The following is a 2572-nucleotide window of genomic DNA, read 5'->3' as shown; positions in this document are numbered from 1 at the left end:
GCGCTGAGAAAGCTACCGAAGGTTTAGTTCAACATTGTATTTGCAAAAGGCGGGGTTGAATACCTAATAGAAAAACCCGATGCATTTAGTCACAACTTGCTTTTCATATTACTTTTTTTTGTAATTTGGTAATCTGAAAAAGCAATTTGCTTCGGTTGGTCGAAATTGAACTTTCAGTTAAATTTAGCCCGCCCTTCGCAAATACTTTTTCCGTTAGGCGATATTATATATGAAACACTTCAAGAAAGTCACAATAGCAGTTTTCTTAATCGCAATAATTATTTTTGCTTTAATTATTTTTTTTACCTCTAATGTTGTTTTTGAAGAACCAAACAGAACTTTTAGACTTGACTTCACAAATAAATCAGATATTATTAGTAGCTACGCCACACTTATATCGGGTTTATTAACATTCCTCTCTATCTTATTTGTAATTTACGCTTTAGTAAGTCAAAAAAATGAAATTGTAGAAAAAGAAAACAATGAAAAAAAACTAATTCAAAAAGATTTAATTGAAAACTTCAATGTACTGATTTACTATTTAAAATCGCTTTTAGATTCTTTGAATTTACTCAATAAAACTCTAAAAGAGTATACTACTGAAGAATTTAAAAACCCAACAATAAACAATGCGTTGCAAATTGAAATAAATAAAAATTTCACTCGAATTGTAGACATGGATGTAAAAACAACTTTTAAAGCATTCAAAAGTATTTATCACGAAAAAAGTAATGAAAATGATTTCGTAAATCTTTATAAATATATTGATTTTTATAGTGAATTATATTATTTAGTTAAAGCAGATTATGAAAGTACAAAACAATTTAAATATGATAAATTAGTTGAGTACGGTTTTGAAGTATTAGATCTTTACAATAAAAAAGCTGATATGATAGATGGCTACAAAGATGAATTTCCAGGCATTTATAAACACAAACCATGGGTTGAAAAAGCAAGTAAGTCTATTAATGATTATTATAAATATATTGAAGATTGCGAAAAAAATAAAAGACAAAATGATTTTGATTATATCAGTGACAAAATCTTTAAAGTCTACATCGAATCTGCTTTATCCTTAAGAGATAATATTGGTTATGGAAAACACAATGAAAAGGAAATTTTAAGATTAATATCAACACTTAGAAAAAAACTATTCTATATAAAAGGGAGAATTTATAATAATGCAGAAACATTAGAAAATATAAGAGTTGAATATTTAGATGAAAAAAGTGAACATATCATAAAATTTAGAAATCTTGTTGAAAAAATTGAAGTTGCTGTTAAAAACTATAACATCGCCTAATAGCTAAGTTTTCGTTGCGTGTGCAGCACGAACAATGAAAACCCTGTTGAACGGAACCTTCGGCAGCTTTTGGTTGGGTATTTTCCCACACTATGGGGTTATCGACAAAAGATTTTTAGAGATACAGGAGACTTTGAGAAGAGTCTCTTTTTTTGTGGGCGATTTTGGTGGTTTTTTCTTGGTTTTATTGTGTTTTCTTTCACGTTTAGACATAAAATCCCTTACCCAAATCCGCTAAAATGCAGATTTAGGAGCAGGTAAATTTCGGCTCATCTCCAAAAACCATTGTGGCGGACCTCGAAGATCGAACGTGGCAATCGTCACAAGATTTCCAACTTTACAACAACTACATTTCGGCTGAAAAACTTTAGAAAGGGGCTTTTCTTTGGTTTGAATACCTAATTTTTGTTGCAAAATTTTGAGTTTTTCACGCTTCCAGGTAGAGCTCAACAAACCATAATGACGGATTTTCACAAATCTTTTCGGCAAAATATGCATCGCAAAACGGCGGATAAACTCCTCGTGGCTCAAAACCATCTGCTTTTTGATGCCTTTTTGGCGGTAATCTTTGTAAGAAAAAGTGACCGTCTCCGAGTCAATTTTTCTGATTCTCTGGTTGCTGACTGCGATTTTGTGGGAATAACGACCCAAATATTCCACCACCGATTTTGGGCTTCCAAAAGGCTTTTTGGCGTAAACTACCCAAGGTTTTTCCCACAGATTTCGCCTGATTTTGGGATATTCTTCAAGATTTTTATCTTTTAGTTTCTCACAAAATTTAGCTCTGAAAACTTTGCTCAAAGCCTTTACCGGAAACAAAAATTTACCGTCACTTCTAATGTTTTTCCAAGTTTCGCTTTCATCCACACCACCGCCCGGAACAATGCAGTGCAAATGCGGATGAAGACTCAGATTCTGCCCCCAAGTGTGCAAAACAGCAATCATTCCCATTTGGAGATTTTTGTTTTTGCCAAACGTTTGAAGGGTTTCCCAAGCCGATTCAAATAATATATCATACAACATTTTGGGCTCGTGAAGTGCGGTTTTGTTCAATACATCCGGAAGCGTAAAAACCACGTGGAAATAAGGTACCGGAAGCAGTTCGTTTTCCCTCATCCCAATCCATTTTTCACGGTTTTTGCCCTGACATTTTGGGCAGTGACGGTTTCGGCAAGAGTTGTAACTGATGCTTACATTTCCACATTCATCACAAGCATCGATATGACCGCCCAAAGCCGAAGTTCTGCACTTTTTTAAGGCAAATAAAGT

General features: G+C 33.5%; 3 protein-coding genes. 2 read left to right on the top strand and 1 reads right to left on the bottom strand.

Annotated elements, in window-relative coordinates; genetic code table 11:
* Nucleotides 1-229: 229 nt before the first annotated feature.
* Together B0B05_RS16140 and B0B05_RS16135 are read left to right on the top strand one after the other, a co-directional pair.
* Nucleotides 230-1303 carry a hypothetical protein gene (locus B0B05_RS16140; RefSeq protein WP_076784595.1) on the top strand — a complete coding sequence of 358 codons (1074 nt, stop codon included), beginning with the start codon at nt 230-232 and terminating at the stop codon, nt 1301-1303.
* Between the two features lie 34 nt (nt 1304-1337).
* Nucleotides 1338-1541, top strand: coding sequence for a hypothetical protein (locus B0B05_RS16135; protein WP_076784594.1), 204 nt, complete (start codon nt 1338-1340; stop codon nt 1539-1541).
* Here B0B05_RS16135 and B0B05_RS16130 read toward each other — a convergent pair.
* The coding region (locus B0B05_RS16130) for an IS91 family transposase (RefSeq protein ID WP_076784593.1) at nt 1538-2572 on the bottom strand (1035 nt) is incomplete at its 5' end. The two genes, B0B05_RS16135 and B0B05_RS16130, sit on opposite strands and share 4 nt — an antisense overlap.

This window comes from Epilithonimonas bovis DSM 19482 (assembly GCF_900108115.1).
Classification (GTDB): Bacteria; Bacteroidota; Bacteroidia; order Flavobacteriales; family Weeksellaceae; genus Epilithonimonas; species Epilithonimonas bovis.
Note: the sequence above shows the minus strand (reverse complement) of the source record. Positions and strands in the feature narration are given on the sequence as shown.

Excerpts from the sequence above, each read along its gene's own strand:
- B0B05_RS16140 (WP_076784595.1), top strand. The coding sequence starts at position 230 with ATGAAACACTTCAAGAAAGTCACAATAGCAGTTTTCTTAATCGCAATA.
- B0B05_RS16135 (WP_076784594.1), top strand. The coding sequence starts at position 1,338 with ATGAAAACCCTGTTGAACGGAACCTTCGGCAGCTTTTGGTTGGGTATT.